The 21,279-nt window shown below is 64.1% G+C and carries 19 protein-coding genes; 11 read left to right on the forward strand and 8 right to left on the reverse strand.

The window, feature by feature from the left end; translation table 11 throughout:
* Positions 1–38 precede the first annotated feature (38 nt).
* The 4 genes from TSA1_RS37525 to fahA all read left to right on the forward strand — a co-directional run bounded on the left by TSA1_RS37525 (position 39) and on the right by fahA (position 4,004).
* On the forward strand, positions 39–263 hold the full coding sequence (locus tag TSA1_RS37525; protein ID WP_018646238.1) for a DUF2783 domain-containing protein: 225 nt from the start codon (positions 39–41) through the stop codon (positions 261–263).
* A 36-nt stretch (positions 264–299) separates the two neighbouring features.
* Positions 300–1,256, forward strand: a complete 957-nt coding sequence (locus TSA1_RS37530) for an MBL fold metallo-hydrolase (RefSeq protein ID WP_100180717.1) — start codon at positions 300–302, stop codon at positions 1,254–1,256.
* A gap of 2 nt (positions 1,257–1,258) precedes the next feature.
* Positions 1,259–2,605 (forward strand): homogentisate 1,2-dioxygenase, encoded by a 1,347-nt coding sequence (hmgA, locus tag TSA1_RS37535; protein ID WP_174719253.1) that lies wholly within the window; start codon positions 1,259–1,261, stop codon positions 2,603–2,605.
* Between the two features lie 127 nt (positions 2,606–2,732).
* On the forward strand, positions 2,733–4,004 hold the full coding sequence (gene fahA / locus TSA1_RS37540) for a fumarylacetoacetase (protein ID WP_100180719.1): 1,272 nt from the start codon (positions 2,733–2,735) through the stop codon (positions 4,002–4,004).
* Between the two features lie 113 nt (positions 4,005–4,117).
* On the opposite strand, the gene TSA1_RS37550 is transcribed toward fahA, so the two are convergent.
* Positions 4,118–4,429, reverse strand: a complete 312-nt coding sequence (locus TSA1_RS37550; RefSeq protein ID WP_100180720.1) for a DUF1272 domain-containing protein — start codon at positions 4,427–4,429, stop codon at positions 4,118–4,120.
* A gap of 74 nt (positions 4,430–4,503) precedes the next feature.
* On the reverse strand, positions 4,504–4,983 hold the full coding sequence (locus TSA1_RS37555) for an Lrp/AsnC family transcriptional regulator (RefSeq protein ID WP_100180721.1): 480 nt from the start codon (positions 4,981–4,983) through the stop codon (positions 4,504–4,506).
* Between the two features lie 121 nt (positions 4,984–5,104).
* Here TSA1_RS37555 and hppD point away from each other — a divergent pair, with 121 nt between their 5' ends.
* A complete protein-coding gene (hppD, locus tag TSA1_RS37560; protein ID WP_100180722.1) occupies positions 5,105–6,220 on the forward strand; it encodes a 4-hydroxyphenylpyruvate dioxygenase in 1,116 nt (371 codons plus the stop codon).
* A 114-nt stretch (positions 6,221–6,334) separates the two neighbouring features.
* Here hppD and TSA1_RS37565 read toward each other — a convergent pair whose 3' ends face one another.
* From TSA1_RS37565 to TSA1_RS37580, 4 genes are all read right to left on the reverse strand, one after another.
* On the reverse strand, positions 6,335–7,444 hold the full coding sequence (locus TSA1_RS37565; RefSeq protein ID WP_100180723.1) for a CaiB/BaiF CoA transferase family protein: 1,110 nt from the start codon (positions 7,442–7,444) through the stop codon (positions 6,335–6,337).
* Positions 7,445–7,652: 208 nt separating this feature from the next.
* The gene (locus TSA1_RS37570) at positions 7,653–8,453 is read right to left on the reverse strand and encodes an FAD binding domain-containing protein (protein WP_100180724.1); all 801 of its coding nucleotides are present in this window, start codon (positions 8,451–8,453) and stop codon (positions 7,653–7,655) included.
* 139 nt (positions 8,454–8,592) lie between these two features.
* Complete coding sequence (locus TSA1_RS37575) at positions 8,593–10,935, reverse strand: xanthine dehydrogenase family protein molybdopterin-binding subunit (RefSeq protein WP_100180725.1); 2,343 nt, start codon at positions 10,933–10,935, stop codon at positions 8,593–8,595.
* Positions 10,936–11,020: 85 nt separating this feature from the next.
* Positions 11,021–11,506: a (2Fe-2S)-binding protein gene (locus tag TSA1_RS37580; RefSeq protein WP_100180726.1), complete on the reverse strand. Its 486-nt coding sequence runs from the start codon at positions 11,504–11,506 to the stop codon at positions 11,021–11,023.
* Positions 11,507–12,016: 510 nt separating this feature from the next.
* Here TSA1_RS37580 and TSA1_RS37585 point away from each other — a divergent pair.
* The 5 genes from TSA1_RS37585 to TSA1_RS37605 all read left to right on the forward strand — a co-directional run bounded on the left by TSA1_RS37585 (position 12,017) and on the right by TSA1_RS37605 (position 17,349).
* Positions 12,017–12,466 (forward strand): SRPBCC family protein, encoded by a 450-nt coding sequence (locus TSA1_RS37585; protein WP_100181563.1) that lies wholly within the window; start codon positions 12,017–12,019, stop codon positions 12,464–12,466.
* 250 nt (positions 12,467–12,716) lie between these two features.
* Positions 12,717–14,432 (forward strand): PQQ-dependent methanol/ethanol family dehydrogenase, encoded by a 1,716-nt coding sequence (locus TSA1_RS37590; protein ID WP_245448509.1) that lies wholly within the window; start codon positions 12,717–12,719, stop codon positions 14,430–14,432.
* A 125-nt stretch (positions 14,433–14,557) separates the two neighbouring features.
* Positions 14,558–15,748 (forward strand): c-type cytochrome, encoded by a 1,191-nt coding sequence (locus tag TSA1_RS37595; RefSeq protein WP_430649790.1) that lies wholly within the window; start codon positions 14,558–14,560, stop codon positions 15,746–15,748.
* Positions 15,749–15,871: 123 nt separating this feature from the next.
* Positions 15,872–16,558, forward strand: coding sequence for a response regulator (locus TSA1_RS37600; RefSeq protein WP_100180729.1), 687 nt, complete (start codon positions 15,872–15,874; stop codon positions 16,556–16,558).
* A gap of 101 nt (positions 16,559–16,659) precedes the next feature.
* Entirely contained in the window at positions 16,660–17,349 is a 690-nt protein-coding gene (locus TSA1_RS37605; RefSeq protein ID WP_100180730.1) for a response regulator, read from the forward strand.
* 7 nt (positions 17,350–17,356) lie between these two features.
* On the opposite strand, the gene TSA1_RS37610 is transcribed toward TSA1_RS37605, so the two are convergent.
* Together TSA1_RS37610 and TSA1_RS37615 are read right to left on the reverse strand one after the other, a co-directional pair.
* On the reverse strand, positions 17,357–18,715 hold the full coding sequence (locus tag TSA1_RS37610; protein WP_100180731.1) for a hybrid sensor histidine kinase/response regulator: 1,359 nt from the start codon (positions 18,713–18,715) through the stop codon (positions 17,357–17,359).
* Positions 18,712–19,878, reverse strand: a complete 1,167-nt coding sequence (locus TSA1_RS37615; RefSeq protein WP_100180732.1) for an FIST N-terminal domain-containing protein — start codon at positions 19,876–19,878, stop codon at positions 18,712–18,714. The genes TSA1_RS37610 and TSA1_RS37615 overlap by 4 nt, the downstream gene beginning before the upstream one ends.
* 248 nt (positions 19,879–20,126) lie before the next feature.
* Here TSA1_RS37615 and TSA1_RS37620 point away from each other — a divergent pair.
* Positions 20,127–21,279, forward strand: a 1,153-nt coding sequence (locus TSA1_RS37620) for a HAMP domain-containing protein (RefSeq protein ID WP_142250001.1), incomplete at its 3' end; no start/stop codon positions are given.

Genomic DNA, 21,279 nt, shown 5'->3' on the forward strand with positions numbered 1-21,279 from the left:
AGGCCTGAACCAAAAGAAGGCTTGAACCGAGGATTTGCATGCCGTTGTCCACCAGCTCCAATTTCGCACGACCTGACGATGCCTTTCGCGCCATCGTCGAAGCGCATCGTGGCCTCACCGAGGAGCAGAGCGCGGATTTCGACGCGGCGCTGGTGCTGATCCTCGCCAACCATATCGGCGATATCGACGTGCTGCGTGAGGCGATCGGGCTCGCCAGGCGCCGCATGATCGACGGCCAGCAGCAGCAACAGCAACAACAATAACCCAACAACCTGAAGCACAGCTCAAAGGACGAATCGATGGCGAAGAACTTCGCATCCACCGGCGATCTCGCCGAGAAGAAGATCACCTTCTCCGAGATCGGCACCGATCTCTACGCCTTCACCGCCGAGGGCGATCCGAACACGGCCGTGATCGTCGGCGACGACGGCTGCCTGGTGTTCGACGCGCAGGCAACGCCCGCGATGGCGAACAAGGTGATCGAGCGCGTGCGCGCCGTCACCGACAAGCCGATCAAATATGTCGTGCTGTCGCACTATCATGCGGTGCGCGTGCTCGGGGCCTCCGCCTACAAGGCGCAAGGCATCGTCGCCTCGCAGGAGACCTATCGGCTGATCGAGGAGCGCGGCAAGCAGGATTGGGATTCCGAATATGGCCGCTTCCCCCGGCTGTTCCAGGATGCAGCCAGCATTCCCGGCCTGACCTGGCCGACACTGACCTTCGAAGGCGAGATGTCGATCTATCTGGGAAAACGCGAGGTGCGCCTGATGCAGCTCGGGGCGGGCCACACCTCCGGCGACATCGTCGCCTGGGTGCCGGATGCGGAAGTGATGTTCTCCGGCGACCTCATCGAATATCACTCGGCCTGCTATTGCGGCGATGCGCATTTGCGCGAATGGCCGATGACGCTGACCGAGATCCGCAACTTCAATCCCAAGGCGATCGCGCCGGGGCGCGGCGATGCGCTGAAGGGTACCGCCACGGTGCGCGAGGCCATTGCGATGACGCGCGACTTCGTCACCTCGCTCTATGGCGCCGCCGAGATTTCGGTCGCCAAGGGGCGCACGCTGAAGGAGACGATGGCGGCGACGCGCGAGGTGATGGATCCGAAGTTTTCCAGCTTTGCCATCTACGAGCACTGCCTGCCGTTCAACGTGTCGCGCGCCTATGACGAAGCGTCCGGGATCGACGACCCCGTGATCTGGACCGACAAGCGCGACCAGGAGATGTGGGCGAATTTGCAAGGAGGAGGATAGTCATGAACATCAACACCTCGCCCGACCAGATCGTCCGCAGCTCGGCCCAGGTGACGCCGGGCTACATGTCCGGCTTCGGCAACTCTTTCGAGACCGAGGCGCTGCCCGGCGCGCTGCCGATCGGGCGCAACTCGCCGCAGCGCTGCGCCTACGGGCTCTATGCCGAGCAATTGTCCGGCTCGCCCTTCACCGCGCCGCGCGGCACCAATGAGCGCTCCTGGCTCTACCGCATCCGCCCTTCGGTGAAGCACTCCGGCCGCTTCGAGAAGGCCGATGCCGGCCTGTGGCGCTCGGCGCCGTGCCACGAATATGATTTGCCGATCGCGCAGATGCGCTGGGATCCGACGCCGCTGCCGAAGGATGACGTCACCTTCGTGCAGGGCGTGCAGACCATGACGACGGCGGGTGACGTCAACACCCAAGCCGGCATGGCCGCGCATGTCTATCTCATCACCAAGTCGATGGTGGACCAGCATTTCTACAATGCCGACGGCGAGCTGATGTTCGTGCTGCAGCAGGGCAATCTGCGTCTCGTCACCGAGTTCGGCCGCATCGATGCCGAGCCCGGTGAGATCGTGGTGATCCCGCGCGGCGTCAAGTTCCGCGTCGAGATCCCGAACGAGCCGGCGCGTGGCTATCTCTGCGAGAATTACGGCGGCGCCTTCACGCTGCCGGAGCGCGGTCCGATCGGCGCCAATTGCCTCGCCAACGCGCGCGACTTCCTCACGCCCGTCGCGCATTACGAGGACAAGGACACGCCGACCGAGCTGTTCGTGAAATGGGGCGGGTCGCTGTTCAAGACGACCTTGCCGCATTCGCCGATCGACGTGGTCGCCTGGCACGGCAATTACGCGCCGTACAAATACGATCTGCGCACCTTCTCGCCTGTCGGCGCGATCGGGTTCGACCATCCCGATCCCTCGATCTTCACGGTGCTGACCTCGCCGTCGGAGACCGCGGGTACCGCGAACATCGATTTCGTCATCTTCCCCGAGCGCTGGATGGTGGCCGACAACACCTTCCGTCCGCCCTGGTACCACATGAACATCATGAGCGAGTTCATGGGCCTGATCTACGGCGTCTACGACGCCAAGCCGCAGGGCTTCGTCCCCGGCGGCATGAGCCTGCACAATTGCATGCTGCCGCACGGTCCCGATCGCGATGCCTTCGAGCATGCCAGCAACGGCGAATTGAAGCCGGTGAAGCTGACCGGCACCATGGCCTTCATGTTCGAGACCCGCTACCCGCAGCGCGTTACGGCGCATGCGGCGAACGCATCGACATTGCAGGATGATTACGCGGATTGCTGGAAGGGACTCGAGAAGCGGTTCGATCCGAACCGGCCGTAACTCTACGCCACCTACTCCGTCGTCATGCCCGGGCTTGTCCCGGGCATCCACGTATTAAAACGTAGAAGCAAGATCGTGGATGGCCGGGACAAGCCCGGCCATGACGATCCCGAGCTCGGAGAACCCCGTGCCCCACCCCAACGACCCCAGCCTCCGCTCCTTCATCGACGTCGATCCTTCCTCCGACTTCCCGATCCAGAACCTGCCCTACGGCGTGTTCTCCACTGCGTCCAATCCGACGCCTCGCGTTGGCGTGGCAATCGGCGACTACGTGCTCGATCTCTGGGAGCTTGAGCAAGACTCGCGGCTCGATGTCGGACCGCTTGGTGTGTTCGCGACGCCATCGCTCAATTCTTTCATGGCGCTGGGGCCAAAGGTCTGGACGAAGACGCGGGCGCGGATCAGCGAGCTCCTGCGCGCCGATCATCCCGAGCTGCGCGACAATGAAGAGCTGCGCAGCCGAGCGCTCGTGCCGATGCGTGAAGCAAGGCTGCATATGCCGTTCGCCGTCTCCGGCTATACCGATTTCTACTCGTCGAAGGAGCACGCCACCAATGTCGGCGTCATGTTCCGCGGCAAGGACAATGCGCTGCAGCCGAACTGGCTGCATATGCCGATCGCCTATAACGGCCGCGCCTCCACGGTGGTGGTGTCGGGCACCAAGGTGAAGCGCCCGCGCGGGCAGCTCAAGCCGCCGAATGTCGAGCTGCCGAGCTTCGGCCCGTGCAAGCGGCTCGATTTCGAGCTGGAGATGGGCGTCGTGATCGGCCAGTCCTCGCCGATGGGCGGCATGCTCACGGAGAGTCAGGCCGAGGAGATGATCTTCGGCTTCGTGCTCCTCAACGACTGGAGCGCGCGCGACATCCAGCAATGGGAATATGTGCCGCTCGGCCCGTTCCTGGCCAAGGCGTTTGCGACCTCGATCAGTCCGTGGGTGGTGACGCGCGAGGCGCTGGAGCCGTTCCGCCTGAAGGGGCCGGAGCAGCAGCCGGTGCCGCTGGACTATCTCAAGCAGACCAAGCCGCAGAACTACGATGTCGAGCTGGACGTGTCCTTGCGCGCGGCCGGGGCCAACGCGCCGACCATCATCAGCCGCACCAGTTTCAAATACATGTACTGGTCTTCGGTGCAGCAATTGATGCACCACGCCTCCTCCGGCTGCGCCATGAATGTCGGCGATCTCCTCGGCAGCGGCACCATCTCCGGGCCGGAGAAGAACCAGCGCGGCAGCCTGCTCGAGATCAGCTGGAACGGTACCGAGCCGGTCGAATTGCCTGGCGGCGCCAGGCGCTCGTTCCTGGAGGACGGCGACAGTCTCGTCATGCGCGGCTGGTGCCAGGGCAACGGCTATCGCGTCGGCTTCGGCGAGGTCGAGGGGACGATTCTGGCGGCGGAGTGAGATCCAGTCGTTCCGGGGCGCGCGTAGCGCGAACTATGGTGCGCGCTTGCGCACCAGAGAACCTCGAGATTCCGGGTTCGATGCTGCGCATCGCCCCGGAATGACCGGCTAAATCACCGCATCTCCGGCGGCACGTCGCGGATCCGCGCGCAATGCGCGGCGACATCCTCCACGCTGTATTTCAGATGCACCCGCTGGTCGGACGGCGTCTGCTTGCTGGTGCACACGCCCGGCCGCCATTCCCGAGTCGGCCTGATCGGGCGCGGCGCAAAGCCACCGCCGCAGTTCGGGCAGACATTGAAGAGCTTTGTCTCGACGCAGTCCGCACAGAACGTGCACTCGTAGGAACATATCCGCGCGTTGGTTGCATCCGGCAGCAGGTCGCAATCGCAATATTCGCAGTTCGGTCGAAGCTGGAGAGCCATGTTAAATCTCCGCACATGGGGCTGCGATCATCGCAGATCGCGGAGCCAGCGCGAATGACTTAGTTCCCTCGATTTCAGCCGGGCTTGATCTCCTTCAGCGGCAATCGCGAGCTTTCCTTCAACCTGTCCAGCACGATCGAGGAGCGCACATGCGCGACGCTCTGGTGCGGCATCAGGACGTCGTTGACGAGGTTGGAGAGGCCCTTGAGATCACGCAGCACGGCCTTCAGCACGTAGTCGGCATCGCCCGTCAGCGAATAGGCCTCCTGAATCTCGTCGATGCGGTTCACCAGTGCGCGGAAGCGTTTGGAATTGTCAGGCGAATGGGTCGCAAGCCCCACCTGGATGAAGGCGATCACGCCGAAGCCCAGCGCCTCGCTGGAGAGATCGGCGTGATAGCCCGATATCACCTTCTCTTCCTCCAGCCGCATCCGTCGGCGCGAGCATTGCGAGGCCGACAGCCCGGCGAGGTCGGCGAGCTCCTGGTTGGTGAGGCGGCCGTCGTCCTGGAGCGCACCCAGAATCTTGAGGTCGAAGGCGTCAACCGAAATCATGCGTCATTTGCCCATTTCATGCGCGGATCATGCATAAGATAGCGAAATGCCGGTCCGTTTGCACGCCTCTTGCGCTTCCCATGAAGGATAATTCCTTCCAGCAACCATTCGGGAGAACACCATGGGACCGTTTCCGCACGATGCACCGCCGGCCACTGTCAGCGCCGACAATCCGATGGGCACCGACGGGTTCGAGTTCGTGGAATACGCGCATCCCCATCCGGAAGAGCTGCACGCGCTGTTCAAGCTGATGGGCTATGCGCCGGTCGCGCGCCACAGGACCAAGAAGATCACGGTCTATCGCCAGGGCGACATCAACTATCTCGTCAACGAGGAGCCCGGCACCCATGGCTACGACTTCGTCGCCGCGCACGGCCCCTGTGCGCCGTCGATGGCATTCCGCGTCGTCGATGCCAAGGCGGCTTATGACCGCGCGATTTCGCTCGGCGCGGAGCCTGCGGAAGCGTCATCCGCGCAGAAGACGCTCGATGTGCCCGCGATCGAGGGCATCGGCGGCAGCCTGCTATATTTCGTCGATCGCTACGGGGCCAAAGGCTCGGCCTATGATGCGGAGTACGAATGGCTCGGCGCGCGCGATCCCAAGCCTGCCGGCGCCGGCCTGTTCTATCTCGACCATCTCACCCACAACGTCCATCGCGGCCGCATGGATGTCTGGACCGGCTTCTACGAGAGGATCTTCAATTTCCGCCAGATCCGCTTCTTCGACATCGAGGGCCGCGCCTCCGGCCTGTTCTCGCGCGCGCTGACCAGCCCCGACGGCAAGATCCGGATTCCGATCAACGAGGACGCCGGCGATGCCGGCCAAATCGAGGAATATCTGAAGACCTATCGCGGCGAGGGCATCCAGCACATCGCCTGCGGCTGCCGCGACATCTACCGCACCATCGAAGGCCTGCGCGAGGCCGGCCTGCCGTTCATGCCGTCGCCGCCCGACACCTATTTCGAGAAGGTCGACGCGCGGCTGCCCAAGCATGGGGAGGATCTGGCGAGGCTGCGGAAGAACGGCATCCTGATCGACGGCGAAGGCGTCGTCGAAGGCGGCCAGACCAAGGTGCTGCTGCAGATATTCTCGGCCAACGCGATCGGTCCGATCTTCTTCGAGTTCATCCAGCGCAAGGGCGACGACGGTTTTGGCGAGGGCAATTTCAAGGCCCTGTTCGAATCGATCGAGGAGGATCAGATCCGCCGCGGAGTGTTGAAGGTGGATGCGGCATAGGTTGTTGCGGTTGCTACGCTCGCGCGCCAAACAGAGCTGTCGTCCCGGATCAGCGCTCGCTACGCTCGCTTGTCCAGGGGGACGACAGCGGAGAGTTACGCGACAGCAGAGGGGCTAACGCCCCGCCCACGCCTGCATCACCGCGCCGATCTCCGCGCCCTCCGGCTCGCGCACCGTTGACGGCGTGCGCGAGAACCGTGGCGCCGGTGCGGGCTGCTTCACGCCATGGCGTTCGATGAACACGTTGCGCGCGACCATGTGCGGATGCTTCGTCGCTTCCGACATGGTCAGCACCGGCGCGAAGCAGATGTCGGTGCCTTCCATGATCTTGCACCAATCCTCGCGCGTCTTGCTCTTGAACACCGCCTTCAGCTTCTCCTTCAGCGCCGGCCAGGCCTTGGGGTTCATCTGCGCGTCGAAATCGGCATCTGTCAGGCCCGCATGCTCGCGCAGCAGCGCGTAGAATTGCGGTTCGATCGAGCCGATCGAGACGAAGTGCCCGCAGGCGCATTCATAGACGCCGTAGAAATGCGCGCCGCCGTCGAGGAAGTTCTGGTTACGCCCCTCGGTCCAGCGTCCCAGCGTGGTCATGTCGAAGAAGAACGACATCAGTGACGCCGCGCCGTCGCACATCGCGGCGTCGACGACCTGGCCCTTGCCGGACCTTTGCGCTTCCAGCAGCGCTGCGAGCACGCCGACGACGAGATAGAGCGCGCCGCCGCCGAAATCACCGACCAGGTTGAGCGGCGGCACCGGCGCCTCCTTCGTGCCGATCGCAGCGAGCGCCCCGGTGATGGAGATGTAATTGATGTCGTGGCCGGCTGCGTTCGCAAGCGGGCCTTCCTGGCCCCAGCCCGTCATGCGGCCGTAGACCAGCTTGGGATTGCGCGCGAGCACGATGTCCGGCCCGAGGCCGAGCCGCTCCATCACGCCGGGACGAAAACCTTCGACCAGCGCATCGGCGCTGGCGAGCAGGTCCAGCACTTGCGCGATCGCCGCCTTGTCCTTGAGGTCGAGCTCGATCACCTTGCGGCCGCGGCCCGCCACCGACTTCATGCTCTTCTTCGCGCCGACACGGTCGAGCGTGACGACGTCTGCGCCCATATCCGCCAGCATCATGCAGGCGAACGGGCCGGGCCCGATGCCGGCGAATTCGACGATGCGGAAGCCCGAGAGCGGGCCGGAGGCGCGGACGGACGTGGAGGGGGCTGATTTATCGAGCACGTTGTTGTTTCCTCGGGTCGCGGGCGAATGCCGATGATTCCGCAATCGCTGCTGACGTTCTTCTTTGGAGCGAGTTAATCGGCTGATTAACTTTTCTCGCCTTCACGCCTGCGAGGCAAGCGGTTTTCATGCCGCATGGCCAAAAATAAAACGGCGCGCACTGAAGTGCGCGCCGCAGAAAATTTGTGTCGAGACGCTGGCGGCGAGATCAGCCTGCCGCGGCCACCGCGCGCTGCGCCATTACCTTGATGAGATTGGCGCGATATTCCGCAGTGCCGTGGATGTCGGCCAGCAATCCACTCGCGGAAATGCTGACGCCATCGACCGCCGCCGGCGACCAGTTCGCCTTCAGCGCGGCTTCGATGGCGGTCACGCGCATGACGCCGCTCTGTGAGGCGCCGGTCGCCGCGACGCGAACCTCGCCCGACTTGGTCTGGGCGACGAACACCCCGGTCAGCGCAAAGCGCGAGGCCGGATGCCGCATCTTTTCGTAGCCTGCTTTCGCCGGCACCGGGAACGACACGGCGGTGATGATCTCGCCGTCCTCAAGCGCCGTGGTGAACAGGCCTTGGAAAAAGTCCTCGGCGGAGATCGACCGCTTGTTGGTCTTCACGGTGGCACCAAGTGCGAGCAACGCGGCGGGGAAGTCCGCTGCAGGATCGTTGTTGGCGATCGAGCCGCCGATCGTGCCGCGATAGCGCACCGCGGGGTCGCCGAGCACCGAGGTGAGATGGGCGATCGCGGGAATCGCCTTCTTCACATCGGCATTCGTCATGATGTCGTAGTAGGTCGTGGCGGCCTTGATGGTCAGCGTGTCGCCCGACAATTCGACGCCCTGCAGCTCCTTGATCTTGCCGAGGTCGATGACGTCGGAGGGGCTGGCGAGGCGCTGCTTCATCACGGGCAGCAGCGTCTGGCCGCCGGCCAGGAACTTCGCCTCGCTGCTCTTGCCGAACAGGCTGACGGCCTCGTCGACCGAGGAGGCGCGATGATAGGTGGTCTGGTACATCTTGGTTGCTCCTGAAATCTATTCTCTGTCATTCCGGGATGCGCCTGTTGGCGCAGACCCGGAATCTCGAGGTTGAATTCGTGGCTCCAGATTCCGGGTTCGACGCTGCGCATCGCCCCGGAATGACGATGATGAGGTGTTAGCCTGCGTGGATCGTGCGCCACACCCGATCGGGGGTTGCGGGCATTTCCAGATTGTTCTTGCCGATCGCATCCGTGATCGCGTTGATCACGGCCGCCGAGGCGCCGATCGCGCCGGCCTCACCGCAACCCTTGATGCCCAGGGGATTGCCCGGGCACAGCGTCGTGGTGTGGGAGAGGTTGAACGAGGGCACATCGTCGGCGCGCGGCATGGCGTAGTCCATGAACGAGGCCGTGACCGGCTGGCCGTTGGCATCGTAGATGGCGTGCTCGAGCAGCGCCTGCCCGATGCCTTGAACCAGGCCGCCATGGACCTGGCCCTCGACGATCATCGGGTTGATCAGCCGGCCGAAATCGTCGGCCGCGACGAAGTTGACGAAGCTTGTCTTGCCGGTGCCGGGATCGACCTCGAGCTCGCAGATATAGGTGCCGGCCGGGAAGGTGAAGTTGGTCGGATCGTAGAAGGCGCTCTCCTTCAGGCCCGGCTCCATCCCGTCAGGCAGATTGTGCGCGGTATAGGCCGCGAGCGCGACCATCGGCAGGGCGATCGCCTTGTCGGTGCCCGTCACCTTGAACTCGCCGTTCTCGATGACGATGTCGGCTTCGGAAGCTTCCAGCGCATGCGCCGCGATCTTCTTGGCCTTCGCTTCCATCTTCTCCATCGCCTTCAGGATCGCGGTGAGGCCGACGGCCGCCGAGCGCGAGCCGTAGGTGCCCATGCCGAACTGCACCTTGTCGGTGTCGCCATGGACGATCGAGACCTGGCTGATGGGAACGCCGAGACGTTCGGCGACGAGCTGGCAGAACGTGGTCTCGTGACCCTGGCCGTGGCTGTGCGAGCCCGTGAGGATCTCGATGGTGCCGACCGGATTGACGCGCACCTCGGCCGATTCCCACAGGCCGACGCCGGCGCCCAGGCTGCCGACCGCCTTGGACGGCGCGATGCCGCAGGCCTCGATGTAGCAGGACACGCCGATGCCGCGCAGCTTGCCGTCGGCTTTCGCCTTGGCCTTGCGGGCGGGGAAGCCGGCATAGTCGATCGCCTTCATCGCCGCATCGAGCGAGGCGTTGAAGTCGCCGGTGTCATAGGCCATGATCACGGGCGTCTGGTGCGGGAACGTGGTGATGAAGTTGGTCCGCCGCAGCTGAGCCGGATCGACCTTGAGCTGCCGCGCCGCCGTCTCCATCAGACGTTCGATGAGATAGCTCGCCTCGGGGCGGCCCGCGCCGCGATAGGCGTCGACCGGCGTCGTGTTGGTGTAGACGCCGACCACTTCGGCGTGGATCGCCGGGATGTTGTACTGGCCCGACAGCAGTGTCGCGTAGAGATAGGTCGGCACTGACGACGAGAACAGCGACATGTAGGCGCCGAAATTGGCGTAGGTCTTCACCTTGAGGCCGGTGATCTTGTTGTTGGCGTCGAACGCCATCTCGGCATGGGTCACATGGTCGCGGCCATGCGCGTCGGTGAGGAACGCCTCGGTGCGGTCACCGGTCCATTTCACGGGACGGCCGACCTTCTTGGAGGCCCACAGCGCCACCATCTCCTCCGGATAGATGAAGATCTTGGAGCCGAAGCCGCCGCCGACGTCGGGGGCGATCACGCGCAGCTTGTGCTCGGGGGCGATGTTGTAGAACGCCGACAGCACGAGACGGGCGACGTGCGGGTTCTGCGAGGTCGTGTAGAGCGTGAAATGCTCCTCCGCCGCGTCGTAATCGGCGATCGCCGCGCGCGGCTCCATCGCATTCGGAGCAAGGCGGTTGTTGGTGACGTCGAGCTTGACGACGTTGGCGGCCTTGGCGAAGGCGGCATCGGTGGCGCCCTCGTCGCCGATCACCCAGTCATAGACCTGGTTGCCGGGCGCTTCGGGATGCAGCTGCGGCGCGCCTGGTTTGATCGCGGCGTGAACGTCGGCGACTGCGGGAAGCTCTTCGTAATTGACAACGACCGCTTCCGCGGCGTCGCGCGCCAGATTCTTGCTCTCTGCGATCACGACCGCGACGGCCTGTCCGACGAAGCGCACCGTCTCCGGCGCCATTGCGGGCCATGCGCCCATCTTCATCGGGCTGCCGTCCTTGGAGGTGATGGCCCAGCCGCAAATGAGGTTGCCGACCTTGTCGTCGACGATCTGCTGGCCCGTGAGCACCGCGACCACACCCGGCATCTTCAGCGCGGCGGAGGAGTCGATCCCCTTGACCTTGGCGTGGGCGTGGGGGCTGCGGATGAAATGGGCATGGGTCATGCCCGTCAGCTTGATGTCGTCGACGTAGCGGCCCTTGCCGGTAATGAAACGCTTGTCTTCCTTGCGCACGACGCGTGCGCCGATGCCTTCAACACCCATGTCTGGTCCTCCCGACCGGAAATTTTATGGCTGCGCTTTCCTTCGAGAGCGGCAGCGGTGATTTGTTCTATCGAGGCGCGCCGCTTTACTCGGCCGCCTGCGAGACCTTCATGCGGCCGGCTGCATCCAGCACGGCTTTGACGATGTTGTGGTAGCCGGTGCAGCGGCAGATATTGCCTTCGAGCTCGGTGCGGACGGTGGCCTCGTCGAGCTGGCCGCCGTGGCGTTGCACGATGTCGATCGCCGACATGATCATGCCCGGCGTGCAATAGCCGCACTGAAGGCCGTGATTGTCGCGGAAGGCGGCCTGCATCGGGTGCAGCTCGTCGCCCTTCGCAATGCCCTCGATGGTGGTGATGCTGGCGCCGTCGGCCTGGCCCGCCAGCATGGTGCAGGATTTCACTGCACGGCCGTCCATGTGCACGACACAGGCGCCGCACTGGCTGGTGTCACAGCCGACATGGGTCCCGGTGAGATTGAGGTGATCGCGCAGCAGCTGGACCAGCAGCGTGCGGTCCTCGACGTCGACAGCAACGGCCTTGCCGTTCACCGTCAGTTTGACTGTAGACACGTGACGTCCTCCCAAGTGATTTTGATTGCTTCTAATTAGAGACAGCGCAACGGAACTTTGCAACTGGCATTTTGGTGACCTCGCGTCATGGAAAGGTCATCGGGGCGGCCGTCTCGGCGCGCGAATCGATCACGATGCTCCGGGCCGTCGCCAAAGCATGGCGCGGCTGGAACGCAGGTCTTGAAAATTCAGGCATCGCGTCCGGAACGTCGCATCGTCGACGCCGCGTGCGGCCGCTCGAGCGCGAGTTCAGCCCTGTCGCACGTTGTCCTCCTCGGATGTCTTGTTCCTTGGCCTGGATAGGAGCATGGGTTCGCGGCTTTGTAATCGCGATCTTGGTAGTATGCGGCGAAACGCTAAGTCATTGATTTCGCTGCGGGCGTGCCCGGGGCCGGGCATTGCGGCCGCAGCGCTCGCGGCCGCAGCGGCCCGCCTCCTACTTCCTGGCGATTGATCGACGGCGCATGCCGCCCTATCCGCGCTGAACAAACACAACGGAGGGTGGAAGCGATGCAGATGAACGACAGCCAGCGCATTCCGGCGTCGAAAGCCAAGGTATGGGCCGCGCTCAACGATCCCGAGATTCTCAGGCGCTGCATTCCCGGCTGCCAATCGCTCGAGATGGCCTCGCCGACGGAGATGACGGCGACGGTGGTGCTGAAGGTCGGTCCGGTGAAGGCGACGTTCAGCGGCAAGGTGACGCTGGCCGATATCGATGCGCCCAACGGCTATCGCATCATCGGCGAAGGCGCCGGCGGCGTCGCGGGCTTTGCCAAGGGCGGCGCGAAGGTCAGGCTGGAAGATGAATCGCCCGACGTCACCATCCTGCACTACGAGGCCGACGCGCAGATCGGCGGCAAGCTCGCACAGCTCGGCGCGCGGTTGATCGACTCGACATCGCGAAAACTTGCCGCGAGCTTCTTCGAGAATTTTGCAGCGGTGGTAGCGCCATCATCGTGACCGATGCGGCGATGCCGCCTCAATCCGATGGCGCATTTCGAGCTTTAAAAATAGGGGTAAGGCGCAAGTCGCGACAACGAGATGAGCGGCGAAAGCCGCCAATGATTTGCACTACTACCTTCCGCCTATACTAAGCGCGAAACGGCGATGCTGTAATTTCGAACGATGGCTCGCAGACGAACTGCGCATCACGGCGCAACGCGCTTCGACGCCCAACGTGGCGTGCACAACAACATCGTGGAGGGAATACATGACCTTTGGAACGAAGGGATTCTTGGCTGGCATCTCGATGATTGCGATGCTCGCCGCCGTCACGTCGGGCGTTCGCGCCAACGACTCGCTGATCAAGGCGCAATCCGACCAGAATCAGTGGGCCGTCGCCGGCCACGATTACGGCAATACGCGCTACAGCCCGCTGAAGCAGATCAATACCGAGAACGCCGGCAAGCTGACGCTCGCCTATTCGTTCTCGCTGGCCTCGTTGCGCTCGAACGAATCATCGCCGATCGTCATCGGCAACACGCTGTACGTGTCGAGCTCCTGGGGGCCGAAATATGTCTACGCGCTCGATGCCGCGACCGGTGTCCGCAAGTGGACCTGGGAGCCCGAGATTCCCGAGGACGTGCTGCAATTTGCCTGCTGCGACGTGAACAACCGCGGCGTTTCCTACGCGGATGGAAAGATCTTCGTCGGCCGTCTCGACGGCAAGCTGACGGCGCTTGATGCCGCGACCGGCAAGTCGCTCTGGACGACGAAGGTCGTCGACTACAAGCAGGGCTCGGTCATCACCTCGCCTCCGCTGGTCGTGCGCGACAAGGTCATCACCGGTTTCGGCGGCGGCGAGTACGGCGTGCGCGGCTCGCTCCAGGCCTTCGACATCAATACCGGCAAGCAGTTGTGGCAGACCTTCACCGTTCCCAGCCCGGACGAGCCCGGCGGCGACACCTGGAAGGGCGATTCCGCACAGCATGGCGGCGGTGCGGCCTGGCTGGTCGGCTCCTACGATGCCAAGACCGACACCGTCTATTGGGGCACCAGCAATCCCGGTCCGTGGAACACCGGCGTGCGTTCGACCGGCGACGGCAATTTCGGCAAGCTGACCAATCTCTACACGGCTTCGACCCTCGCGCTCGATCCCAACACCGGCAAGATCAAATGGCACATCCAGACCACGCCGGCCGATGCCTGGGATTATGACGGCGTCAACGAGGCCGTGCTCGCGGATCTGAAGATCGGCGGCAGCACCGTGCCGACGCTGATGAAAGCGGATCGCAACGGCTACTTCTTCGTCGCCAACCGTGAGACCGGCAAGGTGCTCTCGGCGGAGAAATACGTCTTCTCGAACTGGGCCAAGAAGTGGGACGTCAACACGATGCGTGCGGAAGAGGATCCGGACAAGCGTCCGGGGCCGAACCATCCCGCCAAGGACATCTGCCCGAACCTGATCGGCGGCAAGAACTGGCAGCCGATGTCGTTCAACCCGCAGACCGGCCTCGTCTACATCCCCTCCAATAACGTCTGCATGGACTGGTCGGTCTCCGACGTCGCCTACAAGCGTGGCGTATTCTATCTCGGCGCCGAGTTCCCGACCAAGGAAGGTCCCGGCGGCTTCCTCGGCGAGCTCGTGGCCTGGGATCCGGTGGCGCAGAAGAAGGTCTGGTCGATCAAGGAAGACCTGCCGTTCAACGGCGGCACGCTGACCACCGGTGGTGGCCTCGTGTTTGCCGGCAACATTCACGGCGACTTCCGCGCCATCGATGCGAAGTCCGGCAAGGTGCTCTGGAGCAAGAATCTCGGCTCCGGCATCGGCGCAGGCCCGGTGACCTACAGTGTCGACGGCAAGCAATACGTCGCCATCGTCGTCGGCCGCACGGCAGCATTGCCCGCGTTCCTGGGCGAGGTTGGAAAGAAGATGACGGCCGCAGCCCCCGAGGGCGGTTCGCTCTTCGTGTTCTCCGTCCAGTGACCACTCGCGCGCGTATCCCGAAGGAGACGGGATACGCGCGTGCTTTCTCGACATTGCGCGGCGGCACCAGCCAGATCCTGGGCCGCAACGCCTGGTCCAACCATTCCCAGATCCCGGAGATGAGGATGCGTCCGATTAATCCAGGTAACGGCAAGCGCCGACATCGCAACATCGCGGGACGACTTGCATGGCTCGCCGCGTCCGCGGTGATTGCATCGGTTGCCGCCGTCCATGCCGACGAGGCCAAGCCGTTCCGCCTGTGCGCCGATCCGACCAACCTGCCGTTCTCGAGCGATAATCCGTCGCAGCCGGGATTTTATGTCGAGATCGGCCAGGCGCTGGCGCAGGCGCTCGGCCAGCCGATCACCTACGACTGGTACAAATCCTATTTCGGCAAGCGGACCGTGCGGGTCACGCTGCTCGGCAAGCAATGCGATGCCATGATCGGCTTGCCGCGCTCCGAGGACTTCATGGGGCCGGCCGTGATCTTCTCCAGCGCGTTTGCAAGGGAGGGTTATGCCCTGGTTGCGGCGAAGGGGCAGGCGATCGGCGGCGTGGACGATCTCCGGGGCAAGCGCGTGGCCGTCCAGTACGCCTCTACGCCGCAAAACCTTCTGGCGACCCGTGACGACATCCAGAAGGTGACGGTGCTGTCGCCCGAGGAGGCGATGCAGGCGCTCGACCAGGGCAGGGCGGACGTCGCCTTCATCTGGGGACCTGTCGCCGGCTGGCTGAACATGACAGCCTATGGCGATCGCTATCAGATCCGGCTGACCGAAGGCGAGGGCCTGTCATGGGATGCCGCGATCGGCTTCGCGAAGGGATCGAGCGAGCTGCGCGATCGGGTCGATGCGATCCTGCCGACGCTTCAGCGCACGATCGCCGATCTTGCGGTGAAATACGGCTTGCCGGCCGGACAGCCGGTTCGCTTCGGCGCGATTGAAGCCGTGCCGACGGGAACCACGACCGGGACCGGTCCTGGGCCGGGTGTGGCGCAGGTCGCAAATGTGGTGGCGACCGAGACCAAGGGCGATGCGGCTGCGCCGAATGCAGAAGTTGCCGGAGCGGGCAAGGAAATCTTCAACGGAACCTGCGCGCATTGCCACGGCCCCGACGCCATTCAGAGCGAGCGGAAGATCGACCTTCGGCTGCTGCGACACCGTTATGGCGACGACATGCGCGATACGTTCTGGAAGACCGTGCATGAGGGGCGTCCCGCCAAGGGCATGCCGTCCTGGAAGGAGGTCTTCACCGACGACCAGTTCGCCAGCATCTATTCCTTCCTGCTGAGCGTCCAGGTCGAATCGAACGACTGAACGGTCTTGACCGGACGGGATCGGGAAGATGTGGTAGGGTCCATCCGGCATCCTTCCGACGCCGAACCGGCCCAGGAGCGATGCGCTGCTGCCGCGCGTGCGGTGGATCTTTTGGAAGGCGCCATGGCCAGCTTCCTGATCATCGACGATCATCCGCTGTTTCGCGAAGCGCTGGGCAATGCAGTGCGGCTGGCTTTGCCGGAGGCTCGTATCCTGGAGGCGATGTCGATCGAGGACGCGCTGGACATCCTGTCGGCCGAGCAGGGGATCGACCTCGCGCTGCTCGATCTGTCGCTGCCGGATGCGACCGGCTTCTCCGGCTTCCTGCGCTTGCGCGAGACCTATCCGCGCTTGCCGGTCGCCATCGTCTCGAGCGAGGAAGACCAGCACGTGGTCCGCGAGGCGCTGGCGCTCGGCGCGGCCGGCTATCTGCCGAAATCGACGTCGAAGCGCGAGCTGGCTCAGTCGATCGAGGGCGTGCTGTCCGGATCGGTGTCGGTGCCGCGAGATTTCGTGGCAACGCCGCAGCGGCGGAAAGCCGAGACCAGCAAGGCTCTCGAGGTCAAGCTCCGCGAGCTCACGCCGCAGCAGCTCAGGGTTCTGGACCTGCTGCGCCGCGGCTATCCGAACCGGCAGATCGCGCAGGAGCTGCAGCTCGCCGAATCCACGGTCAAGGCGCACATCACCGAGATCCTGCGCAAGCTCGGGCTGTTCAGCCGAAACAAGGCGATCATCGAGATCGGCAAGATGGACCTGCCCGATCCCAGGAACCGCGCCTATGCGAGGGTCGATCGCGGGAGGCCGCAATGATCGGCCTCGCCGTTGTTGACCTCGATCAAGCCGGCGCGCGCCGGCTGATCCATGCTTATCTGAAGCTCGAAGTCCGGCAACGATTTGGAAATGGCTGACGCGTGACGCGATTTCTGATTGTCGAAGACCATCCGTTGTTCCGCGAGGCACTCGAAGGCGCGCTGCAAATGGTGGCGCCCGGGGCCGAGATCCTGCAGGCGATTTCGGTCGACGGTGCGCTGGAGCAGCTGTCCGCGGGCGCCGAGCTCGATCTTCTCCTGCTCGATCTGTCGATGCCGGGCACGACCGGCCTTTCGGGCATCGTGCGCATCCGCAAGGCCTTTCCGAAGGTTCCGGTCGTCATCGTGTCGGGACATCAGGATTCCAGGATCATCTCGAGCGCCTTGTCGCTCGGTGTGGCCGGTTACATCTTCAAATCCTCGTCCAAGCAGGAGCTCGCCCAGTCGATCGGCGAGGCGCTGCAGGGGCTCGTCTGTCTTCCCGATGCCTATCGTGCACTCCGGCCGCAGCGCGCCCCAAGTCCCGCCCATGATCTGCTGAAGCGGCTGCATGATCTGACGCCGCAGCAATTGCGTGTCCTCGACATGCTCAAGCGCGGCCTCCAGAACAAGCAGATCGCCTATGAGCTGAAGATTTCCGAGACGACCGTGAAGGTCCATGTCTCGGACATCCTGCGCAAGCTGAACGTCGTGAGCCGCACCAAGGCGATCGTCGAGATGTCGAAGATCGATTTTGCGACGCTGGCAAGCGACGAGAGCCGGGCGAAGCACGATCGCGCACAGTCGGAATAGATGTCCGTCACGTCAGCAGGAACGACAGCAGTGCGCGCATTTCGGCGGGCTTGACCGGCTTCTTCAGCACTTCGAGGCCGGACAGGCTCGCCTGCTTGGCGGCCTTCTCGGAGTAGTCGGCGGTGATGATCATCGCGGGCACGTCGAGCTTCAGATGCTGGCGGATGTCGGCAATCGCCGACAATCCGCTCTCGCCGTGATCGAGATGAAGATCGGCGATGACGGCATCGGGCGCGCCGCCCAGCTCGCTGAGGCGCAGCAGCGCGTCGGCCGCCGATGGCGTGGTCGCGACGTCGCAGCCCCAGCCTTCCAGCAGGGCGGCCATGGCCTCGGAGCCGGACGGGTCGTTCTCGACCAGCAGGATCTTGGCGCCTTCGAGGCCGCCATATCGACATTCGCTGAGCTTGGTCTCGTGCACCTCGTCGCTGACCTCGGCGGGATCGGCCGGCTCGAGCTCCAGGACGAAGGTCGATCCCTTGCCGACCTGCGAGGACAGTTGCACCTCATGACCGAGCACCGTCGCGAAGCGGCGAACGATGGAGAGACCGAGCCCGAACCCGGCCTGGTCGGTCGCGCTGGCTTCGCCGCGCTGGAACTCGCGAAAGATAGCTTCCTGCTGCGCCTGCGCAATTCCTGGTCCGGTATCGGAAACCTGGACGCAGATGCGGTCGTTGCGGCGCCTGCACCCCATCACGACGCCACCGCTGCGGGTGTAGCGGATGGCATTGGCGAGCAGATTTTGCAGGATGCGCCGGAGCATCATCGCGTCCGACGCCACCGCGAGCGGCGAGTTGCGGATGCGCAAGGACAGGCCTTGCCGCGCCGCGATCGGCGCGAATTCGTTGCGAAGCTGCTCGAACAGCGGCGCCAGCGCCAACGGACGCACGTCGGGCCTGAGCGCGCCGGCGTCGAGCTTGGCGATCTCCAAGAGCGACCGCAGCAGATCCTCCAGCGTCACCAGCGAGCGATCGACCTGGTCGACCAGAAGGCCCGACTCCTGCGTTTCCATCATCTCCGCCAGCGCAGAGAGCGTGAGCCGCGCCGCGTTCAGCGGTTGCAGCAGGTCGTGGGTGACGGAGATCAGAACGGACGATTTGAGCGAGCTTGCAGCCTCGGCCTGCTGCTTGGCGCGATATAGACCCTCGTTGGCGCGTTCGATCGAATGCAGGGCTTCGCGCAGCTGGTGGGTCCGGTCCCGGACCTGGCGGTCGAGCGCGATGGCGGTCTCGAACAGCGAGAAGGCGTTGAGCTGCTGGTCCATCGAGCGCTCGACCCGGGACATCAGCGCGGCATTGATCTTCCTCAGCTTCACGGTTTCCCGCTGCAGCTGCTCGACCGTGTCGGGGTCCTGCCACAGCTCGGTCACGACGGACGCCTGCCGATGGCGACGCCCGTGAAGGTCTGGTTCACATGCATCGAGCCGAACTGCTCGCCGTAGGTATGAAAGCCGACCACGCGATTCTGCCGGTAGAGCTCGGACATGTCGCGGGCGAGCTGGTGCTGCTCGGCGTCGAGCCGGCGCAGCAGGCACTCGAAACCGATATAGAGCGAGACGTCGCCGATCTGCTCGCGCGTCTCCGCGAAGGCCGCGCGCGTCGTGCCGACGAGGCTGCGCGATGTCGCCGCCGTCAGCACCATGCCTTCGTCGATCGCGCAAAAGAAGTGCAGCGACCCGTCCGGCTCGACGCGCTGGATCGAGCGGGCATAGTAGGAGCCGCCGACGCGGACCAGAACGGGATGCGAGGCGAAGGAGAACGGATCGAGCTTGGCGTCCATGATCCCGACGACGCGGGAATATTCCTGGGCGGCAGGCTCGGCGTTCAGCTCCCTGACGGTTCGATTCTCGATGTCGGCCTCGGTGACCACCATCTTCTGGGCCCGCGGTTCGAAATTGTCACACTTGAAGACCCGGAACGGCAGCGACGTGCTCAGGAGGATGAGGAGAGCGGCGTTGGTGTGCGCCTTGCCGTCGAGGAACACCCAGGTCCGCTCGAACCGCATCCCGTCGCCCGCGGAGCCGCCGACGATGGGGATGTCGTCCAGCGAGGCATAGAGCGCGGACATCACCGCTTCTTCCCGGCGGCACAGGCCGTCGATCAGGACCAGGCCGAACGGATTACCGCGCTCGACCTGGGAGGACACCCGCAGCAATTCCTGCCGGGCCTCGGCGCTGATCCTGCGGCCGTCCTCGACGTGAAAGCTGTCGAGATTGAGAATCGGGCGGACCACGGCGGAGAAATCGGCGCTGCAGAAAGCGAGCGCGACGACGCTGTTCTCGTCCCAGCCGTCGGGAGCCAGCTCGCCGGCGGTGGTGCAACCGCAGACCGGGATCCCGTCGAATTGGCGGCTGATCTCGGCGATGAATTGGTGCGGATCGTAGCTCGGGGAGACGAAGAGCAGAACGAGCGCCAGCTCGTCGGACGGAAGCTGAGCGGCGAGGTCGGCGACGGCTTGCTCGGCCCCCGCGGCCTTCGACTTCGCGACGGCAACGCCAGACGCACCGCCAAACCGAAAGTCGGTTTGCCCCACTCCGTCTCTCCCTCAAGGACCCGCTTGGTCTGATGCCAAGTGCCTGACAAGTGTCCAGAGAATATGGCCTTTTTCGTCTGGTCGCAACATTGCGGACAATCCGCGGAACGTGTGGTCCGTACCAAAACGGTGCGCGCTGCACGAATTTACCGCCCCTTGACCTTTCTGCCCTAATTTTCATCGCCGGTCCGGGAGGGGCTGCTCCCGGGCCGAGCTGCACATGCAAGAATTGACATCGGGGGTTGGGAATGTCCGGGCGTAACGCGTCGCCGTCTAAGCGCACAATATTTCCCGCTCTCAGGTTCCGCGCCAAGATCATCCTCGGCTTTGCCGCGGTGCTGGCGATCTCCGCCGGCAGCATGGCCTTCTCCTATTTCGGCTTCGAGCGGGTCTCGGCCGGGGTCGGGTCCTACCGCAGCAGCGTGTCGGAGGCCGACCTCGCCCGCAATATCGACCGCGAGCTGCTCGGCTATCGTTCGGCCGCCAAATATTTCGTCGTTACCGGCAAGGAAGATGACGCCAAGGCGGCACTTGATGCCGAGGCCAACCTGAAGAATGCCATCGACCAGGCCGTCAAGAGCGCCAAGTCGCCGGCGCGGAAGGAGAGTCTCGACAAGCTCGCCAAGGAATTCTCGAACTTCTCCGCGACCTTCGCCAAGGTTCTCCAGGCCAAGCGTGACAGCACGTTGCTGGTGCAGAACCAGCTGCAGCGCCAAGCCAATCTCCTCAAGTACAAGCTCGACGACATCGGCAACAACGCCTCCGATTCCGAGGCGCAGGCAATCGAATTCGGCACCAAGCAGGTCAACGCCCAGTTCCAAACCGCGAGCGCCGCGGCCACCAATTTCGTGCTGACGTCCGATCAGGCGATCGCGAGCAGCGCGCTGGCACGGCTGAAATTCGTCGAGAACTCGCTCGGCGCGGTCTATTCCATGGACGACAAGATCGTCGCCGGCCTGAAGGACGCCAAGGCCATCCTCGGCGCCTATCGCGAAGCGTTGGAGAAGCTGATCGCCAATGCCAAGCTGGTCGACGAGCTCGTCACCGAGATGAGCGGTTCGGCGGGTGCGATCCTGCAAGGAGCGACCGCCATGAAGGCGGATCTCGTCGCCGAGCAGCAGCGGCTGGATTCCGAATCGGAAGCGACGATCGGCAAGACCGAGCAGTTGGTTCTGATGCTGGCCATTGGCGGTACCTTGCTTGGTGCTGTTCTCGCCTTCCTGCTCGGCACCGGCATCTCGCGTCCGATGATCGCGATGTGCAAGGCGATGCGCGAGCTGGCCTCGGGCAATTTCGACGTCGTGCTGCCGGGCTTGGGACGCAAGGACGAGATCGGCGAGATGGCCGGCGCGGTCGAGGAGTTCAAGGTTCAGGCGGTGGCCAAGGCCGAGCGCGACGCCG

This window comes from Bradyrhizobium nitroreducens (assembly GCF_002776695.1).
GTDB lineage: Bacteria > Pseudomonadota > Alphaproteobacteria > Rhizobiales > Xanthobacteraceae > Bradyrhizobium > Bradyrhizobium nitroreducens.